Source organism: Roseovarius halophilus (ex Wu et al. 2025) (genome assembly GCF_047086965.1).
In genome coordinates this window covers 1-7,376 of record NZ_JBKOTX010000237.1, presented here as the reverse complement: position 1 = coordinate 7,376, position 7,376 = coordinate 1, and the positions used below count along the sequence as shown (strand labels likewise).

Genomic DNA, 7,376 nt, shown 5'->3' with positions numbered 1-7,376 from the left:
CCTGCTGCCACAAGAAGGGAAAAAGTGGACGACTTTTACGCCGCCCGCACCGCCAATATGGCGGCGCTACCGTGGTCTAGTTTTGCACCGCCGTTCTCACCAACGCCCAACTCTCGATGCCAATTCCAGCATTGGATCCTTTCAGCCGTAATCCGGCACACTAAAGTATTTCTACAATAGAAACTAAACACAGTCTTGCAAGTCTGATCAAGACGCGCCTGTCAGGACCACGACGGAAAATCTCCCGGGCTTTCCGCCGACAGAAGGCGGGCGCATGGGGCCGCGGGTCGGAAACGTGACAATTGTGCCGATGGGTTTGCACAGTCTTTCAGGATGTTGTGCTGGCCGAATCGTCGCGGCGGCCTGCCTGTCGACACCGAGGCCGTCGTACCGCGGACACCCATTCGCTCAATAATCAGCAGGTGCTGTCTCAGGCAGGTGCACCGCCTGCCCCAGTCCCGCGTGATGACGCGGCGCGCGTCCACCCGGGGCGGGCCGCGTCCGGGCGCGGCGCCCCAGGGTCAGGTGTTGTGCAAAAAGTGCAGCACGTCGCCGTCGCGGACGACATAACCCTTGCCCTCGGCGCGCATCTTGCCGGCCTCTTTCGCGGGCTGTTCACCACCCAGGGCAGCGAAATCGTCATAGGCGATGGTTTCCGCGCGGATGAAGCCTTTTTCGAAATCGCCGTGGATCACGCCGGCGGCCTTGGGGGCCGTGGTCCCCACCGGGACCGTCCAGGCGCGGGCCTCTTTCGGGCCAACGGTGAAATAGGTCTCAAGCTGCAGCAACTCGTAGCCCGCCTTGATCAGCCGGTCGAGCCCGGCTTCGTCCAGGCCCATCTCGCCCAGGAACATGGCGGCCTCCTCGGCGTCCAACTGGCTGATCTCTTCCTCGATCTGGGCCGAGATGATCACATGGGCATTGCCCTGCGCGGCGGCCATTTCGGCCGCGGCGGCTGAATGGGCATTGCCGGTGGCCGCATCCGCCTCACCCACGTTGCAGACATAGAGCACCGGCTTGGTGGTCAGCAGTTGCAGCCCCGTCCAGGCCTTGGCGTCCTCTGCATCAACCTCGACAAGGCGGGCCGGTTTGCCCTCTTCCAGCATGGCCTGCGCGGCGGCGAGCAGGCGGTCCTGCTGCTGGGCCTCCTTGTCGTTGCCCTTGAGCTTGCGCTGCAGACCGGCGCGGCGTTTCTCGATGCTTTCGAGGTCCGACAGCATCAGCTCGGTCTCGATGACCTCGGCATCGGCCACAGGATCGACCCGGCCGTCAACATGAGTGACGTCGCCATCCTCGAAGCAGCGCAGCACATGGGCGATGGCGTCGACCTCGCGTATGTTGGCCAGGAACTGGTTGCCCAGCCCCTCGCCCTTGCTCGCGCCCTGCACCAGGCCCGCGATATCGACGAAGGTCATGCGGGTGGGGATGATCTGCTTCGACCTGGCGATCTCGGCGAGGGTGTCGAGCCGCGCGTCGGGCACGTTGACCTCGCCCACGTTGGGATCGATTGTGCAGAACGGGAAATTGGCGGCCTGCGCGGCCGCGGTCCGCGTAAGCGCGTTGAACAGCGTCGACTTGCCCACGTTCGGCAGCCCGACGATACCCATCTTGAACCCCATGTCGCGCTCCTTCCGGTTGGCCTTTGGCGCCTCATAGGGCCTGGGACGCGGGCCTGCAAGACCGGCGCCGCGCGCAGTGCGCTTGATCTCCACCCCGAATTGCCGCACATCGGGGCGACGCAGTGGAAAGGACCTCCCATGACCCGCATCGACGCCAAATTCGCGGACCTGCGCGCCGCCGGCCGCAAGGCCTTCGTCGCCTATGTCATGGCTGGGGATCCGGACTACGAAACCTCGCTGGACATCGTGAAGGGCCTGCCCGGGGCCGGGGTCGACATCATCGAGCTGGGCCAGCCCTTCACAGATCCCATGGCCGATGGCCCGACGATCCAGCTGGCCGGGCAGCGCGCGCTGGAGGGCGGCCAGACCCTGGACAGGACACTGCAGATCGCCCGCGAGTTGCGCAAATCGGATGACACCACACCGATCGTGCTGATGGGCTATTACAACCCGATCTATTCGCGCGGGGTGGGCCGGTTCCTGACGGAGGCGAAAGAGGCCGGGATCGACGGCTTGATCGTCGTGGACCTGCCGCCCGAGGAAGATGACGAGCTCTGCATTCCGGCGCAAAAGGCCGGGCTGAACTTCATCCGCCTGGCCACGCCCACGACCGACGACAAGCGCCTGCCCAAGGTGCTGACGAACACCTCGGGCTTTCTCTACTACGTCTCGATCACCGGGATCACGGGCGCCGCCGATGCCGAGGCGGGCGATGTCGGCCCCGAGGTACGGCGTATCGAGGCGAAGACCGACCTGCCGATCATCGTGGGCTTCGGGATCAAGACGCCGGAGCGCTCCAGGGCCATCGCCGAGGTCGCCGATGGCGCGGTCGTGGGTTCGGCCATCGTCGAACGCATCGCGCGGGGCGACAGCGTGGCCGACATCCTGGCCTTCGTCAAAACCCTTGCCGACGGGGCGCATTCCGCCTGAGCCCCGACATGGCGGCATCGACGTCCGGGCGACTGTCGCCCGAGGAACCGGGCTTTGTCATTGCGGGACCGTGACCGTATTGGTAAGAGAATCTAACTAATATGGACCAAAGGCACCGCCATGCCCGTGATCACCTGCATCGAGGACCTCAAGCGCCTTCACAAGCGCCGCACGCCCAAGATGTTCTACGACTACGCGGAATCGGGCAGCTGGAGCGAACAGACATTTCGCGAGAACACCTCGGATTTCGACCGGATCTACCTGCGCCAGCGCGTCGCCAAGGATATGACCGGCCGCAGCACGGCCAGCCAGATGATCGGGCAGGAAGTTGCCATGCCCGTGGGCTTGGCCCCGGTGGGCCTGACCGGCATGCAATCGGCGGATGGCGAGATCAAGGCGGCCCAGGCGGCTGAAAAGTTCGGTGTCCCCTTCACCCTCTCGACCCTGTCGATCTGCTCGATCGAGGACGTGGCCGAGAACACCGAAAAACCCTTCTGGATGCAGGTCTACACCCTCAAGGACGACGACTTCATGCAGCGGCTGTTCGACCGGGCCAAGGCGGCCAAGTGTTCCGCCGCCGTGATCACCGTCGATCTGCAATTGCTGGGCCAGCGGCACAAGGACCTCAAGAACGGGCTTTCGGCCCCGCCCAAGCTGACGGTGAAATCCGTGGCCGACATGATGACCAAGCTGCGCTGGGGGCTTGGCATGCTGGGCACGAAGCGGCGCTTTTTCGGAAATGTCATTGGCCATGCAAAGGGGGTGACGGATGGCTCATCCCTGGCCACCTGGACGGCCGAGGCCTTTGACCAGGCGCTGGACTGGGATCGCATCCGCCAGTTCCGCAAGATGTGGGATGGCCCCCTCATCATCAAGGGCATCATGGACCCGCGCGACGCAATAGAGGCGCTGAACGTGGGGGCCGACGCGATCATCGTCTCGAACCATGGCGGGCGGCAGCTGGACGGGGCGCTCAGTTCCATCCGCGCCCTGCCCGCGATTCTCGACGCCGTGGGCGACCGGATCGAGGTGCATCTCGACAGCGGCATCCGCTCGGGGCAGGACGTGCTCAAGGCGCTGGCCATGGGGGCCAAGGGCACCTACATCGGCCGCGCCTATGTCAACGGCCTGGGCGCCATGGGCGAGGCCGGCGTGACCCGCGCGCTGGAGGTTGTCCACAAGGAACTGGACGTCTCCATGGGGCTGTGCGGGCGGCGCGATGTGACCACGCTGGACCGCGATATCCTGATGGTGCCCGAAGATTTCGAGGGCCGCTGGCAGTGATCACGCGGCACGGGTGGTCCGACGGGCCTGCAGACCCCGGATCATGAGCGCCAGCGGCACCGCCATCAGCAGCGTCCCGGCCACCCCGGCAAAGGCCACGCGGAGGCCCCAGAGCTCGCTCGACCAGCCCATCAGGACCGGCGCGAAGAAGAACGACGAAAAGCCGATGATCGCGACGCGCGAGATGGCGCGAGACCGCTGGCGCGCGGTGACAAGCCTGCCCACCAGGCCCAGCGCCAACGGCCCGATCACCGACACGCCCAATCCAAGAATTCCGAAGCCCAGGTAGGCCACGACCGGCGTCGGCGCGGCGGCGGCGATGACAGCCCCCGCGGCAGCGACACAGCCCGCCATGATGATGACCCGTGTTTCCTCGAAGCGCTGCGACACCGCCTGCCCTGCGAAGCGGCCGAAGGCCATGGTCAGACCCAGGGTCGCGGGGCCCATGGCGCCCTCGGCCGCGCCGCCCGCCAGCGTGCGCTCGATATGCAGAGCCGACCAAGCCTCGACCGTGGATTCGGCGCCGAAGGCCACAAGCACCACGAGCCCGCAGAGCACCACCGGACCCAGCGGCGAGTGCGTACCATCCGGGTCCGTGCCCGGCTCGGAGGCGGGGGCCATCCGCAGCCGCAGAACCATCAGCGACATGATGGCGGCGATCCCGGCAAAGATGACCAGCGCCGGCAGGCCCGCCTCGCGCCCCAGCCCGGCCAGCACCGCGCCGGTCGCGTAGCCCACCGAAAAGAGCGCATGATTGGCGTTCATCAGCGGCTGGCCCGTCTTCGCCTCCAGATCGCTGACCCGGGTGTTCATCAGCACGTCCAGCAGGCCCGAGGACAGCCCCAGCAGCACCATGGCCAGAAAAAAGGCCGCCGGCCCGGTGACAAGGCCGGGCAACAGCATGGCCAGCGCCACGAGCAGGGCCGCCGTCTGCATGCTGCGTGCGCCAAGGTGGGCATCGACCCGTGGCGCGACCAGCATGGCCGTCACCAAGCCCAAGGCCGATCCCAGAAGCAGCGTGCCGAAAAGACCGTCCGAGGCCCCCAGCCCCGCCTTGAGCGTGGGCACCTGCGCGGCGAAACCGCCCCAGAACAGGCCCAGCGCCAGAAAGGCGGACCCGGGCGCGCGGGAAAGTTTCATGGCGTGCAGGATCGACATGTACCGCACTGACCACAGGCGCGCGGGGCCGGCAAGGCCCACACGTTGCGATTTCTGCACGCGCCGGGCCGGTTGCCCTTTTCAAGCGGGGCAAAGCGTCCTATACGCCCCACTTCATCGGGTCATCCTGCCGGTCAGGGCGGCCCTCTCATGGCAAAGTGGGCCCCGACAAGACCGCGGGGTGCGCGAATTGAAAGGACAGACCTATGGCTGGTGAGATTCCCAATCTTGTCGCACATGAACGCAAAGGCACCGGCAAGGGGGCGGCCCGTCAGGCTCGCCGCGACCACATGGTGCCCGGCATCGTCTACGGCGGCGAGGCCGACCCGCTGCCGATCAACATCCCCTTCAACGCCCTCATCAAGCGGCTGCGCGAGGGGCGATTCCTGTCGACGCTGTTCAACCTCAAGGTCGAGGGGCACGAGGACGTGCGCGTGATCTGCCGCAACGTCCAGCGCGACGTGGTCAAGGACCTGCCGACGCACCTGGACCTGCTGCGCCTGAAGAGGTCGACCAAGATCAACCTGTTCATTCCCGTCGAGTTCGAGGGCGAGGACGATTGCCCCGGCCTCAAGAAGGGCGGTATCCTGACCGTTGTCCGCCCCGAGGTCGAACTGATCGTGACCGCCGGCGACATCCCCGAGAAGCTGACCGCCTCGGTCGCGGGGCTGGAAATGGGCGACACGATCACCATCACCTCGATCGACCTGCCCAAGGGGGCCAAGCCGACCATCGACCGCGATTTCGTCATCGCCAACGTCCAGGCGCCGTCGAGCCTTGCCGCCGCCGATGAAGAGGACGACGAGGCCGCAGCCGAGGCTGCCGCCGATGAGGTTCCCGCCTCGGCACAGGACAGCGACGAAGACTGACCCCGTCCGCGCGACGCCCGGCCGGGCGCAGAACAACGGGACCCCCGCCGGGTCCCGTTTTTACGTTGGCCCAGGCGGAAAGCACCTCCGGCCACGAATGACCCGGGCGGTGTCCCACGCCGGCACTGGCCATTCCCCTCTGTGCTCACGCAGCGCCGCCCCTTGGGTCGTTCGGGCGGATACCTCGCGCAAAGCGCGCAGCCTGATTTGCATCCCACCGTTCGGGCCCTGCCGCACTGGCAAACAGACGAACTGACCGGCGCGCGGCGGCCGATCAGGCACATCGCGCCGCCCAGAGCCCCCTCGAGTGAGGCACCGCGAAAGAATGGCACAAAACGGCACATTGGGGGCTTGATCACCCAGAGTCTTCGGCGTATCACCCGCGGCGCTGCTGGGGTGTAGCCAAGTGGTAAGGCAGCGGTTTTTGGTACCGTGTACCGCAGGTTCGAATCCTGCCACCCCAGCCAGCTCTCCTTTAAGTCACTGATAATAGTCGTTTTTCCGCGAATTGTTTTGCGGATTCACCCCCGTGTCGCGCCACTGCGACACATGGGTGCAACACACGCCTGCGACACGCGGGGGGCCGCACGCTCCCGGCGGCGCGAAATTTTCTTCTCGGCGCGGCTCTGCAAAGGGGCTGACCATGGGAGTGATGACACATGTGACCCGCCGCGGGGCCAGCTACATCTGGCGCCGCCGCATCCCGAAACGGGCGCTGCAAAGCAAGAGCGATGGGTTATCCACAAAAAATAACGGCGTGATCGTCCAAGTTTCCCTGGGAACGCGGGACTTGTCCACAGCCGCGCGCCGGGCACCGCTTGTGTCAGCCGCCTTCGACGACATGATCGAGGGCATGACATATACGTCTCTCACCCGCGCGCATCTGCGACAGTATCTCGAGTCGGTGGTTCAGGCCGAAGTCGCCCGGATCGAAGAGGCGCGCCTGTTTGAGGCGCCGCCCGCGTCCAGCCTCGAATGGCGCGCGCGCTGGATGCGCGACCGGGCCGAGGCTTACGCCCTGCGCCTCTTGTCAAGCCGCGGCCCCGGGGCCGAGCTTTTACCCGAGGACATGGACCATTTGCGCGACGCGGGGTTCCAGCCGCGCGACATGGCCATGGTCGCCGAGGCGCTCTATGCCTTCAGTACCACTTATTATCGCGACAAGACCCATTCGGCACCGGAGCCGGCCGACGTCGTCGACCACGTGCCAACCGCTGAGTTGGACGAAATGCTCTACACCCGCGAAGCGCTCAAGGGGGCGGCGGTCGCAAGGGAACAGCTGGACCGTCGAAAGACGGAACTCGCGGACCCGATCGGGACCGTTGGTTTGGCCGCGGACACGCATGTAAGGCGGGCGGAGGCAAACGAGAGCGCGTCTGCCACAGCCAGCCGATATTCCCCCGAGATCAAGGAAGTCGTTGTACCGGGGCACGGTTCTGAGACAGCGCGTTGCGCTGGTTAGGCCGCCATTTTAACCTCCGTGACGGCTTCGGGTTCAAGGGCTTTTTGCTCGGCC

6 protein-coding genes and 1 tRNA gene are annotated in these 7,376 nt (G+C 65.9%); 5 read left to right on the top strand and 2 right to left on the bottom strand.

Annotated features, from left to right (window positions below; translation table 11 throughout):
• Positions 1–521: 521 nt before the first annotated feature.
• The gene (gene ychF, locus ACH107_RS27980) at positions 522–1,619 is read right to left on the bottom strand and encodes a redox-regulated ATPase YchF (protein ID WP_412508996.1); all 1,098 of its coding nucleotides are present in this window, start codon (positions 1,617–1,619) and stop codon (positions 522–524) included.
• A 138-nt stretch (positions 1,620–1,757) separates the two neighbouring features.
• Between ychF and trpA the strand changes: the two genes are divergently transcribed.
• Positions 1,758–2,549, top strand: a complete 792-nt coding sequence (trpA, locus tag ACH107_RS27975) for a tryptophan synthase subunit alpha (protein WP_412508994.1) — start codon at positions 1,758–1,760, stop codon at positions 2,547–2,549.
• A gap of 120 nt (positions 2,550–2,669) precedes the next feature.
• Positions 2,670–3,833, top strand: a complete 1,164-nt coding sequence (locus ACH107_RS27970; RefSeq protein WP_310692151.1) for an alpha-hydroxy acid oxidase — start codon at positions 2,670–2,672, stop codon at positions 3,831–3,833.
• Here ACH107_RS27970 and ACH107_RS27965 read toward each other — a convergent pair whose 3' ends face one another.
• The gene (locus ACH107_RS27965; protein ID WP_412508993.1) at positions 3,834–5,051 is read right to left on the bottom strand and encodes an MFS transporter; all 1,218 of its coding nucleotides are present in this window, start codon (positions 5,049–5,051) and stop codon (positions 3,834–3,836) included. It lies immediately after the preceding gene.
• A 146-nt stretch (positions 5,052–5,197) separates the two neighbouring features.
• On the opposite strand from ACH107_RS27965, the gene ACH107_RS27960 reads away from it, so the two are divergent.
• From ACH107_RS27960 to ACH107_RS27950, 3 genes are all read left to right on the top strand, one after another.
• The gene (locus ACH107_RS27960; RefSeq protein WP_412508991.1) at positions 5,198–5,860 is read left to right on the top strand and encodes a 50S ribosomal protein L25/general stress protein Ctc; all 663 of its coding nucleotides are present in this window, start codon (positions 5,198–5,200) and stop codon (positions 5,858–5,860) included.
• 392 nt (positions 5,861–6,252) lie between these two features.
• Positions 6,253–6,327 (top strand) — tRNA-Gln (locus ACH107_RS27955).
• Between the two features lie 176 nt (positions 6,328–6,503).
• Complete coding sequence (locus ACH107_RS27950; RefSeq protein ID WP_412508989.1) at positions 6,504–7,322, top strand: DUF6538 domain-containing protein; 819 nt, start codon at positions 6,504–6,506, stop codon at positions 7,320–7,322.
• Positions 7,323–7,376 lie beyond the last annotated feature (54 nt).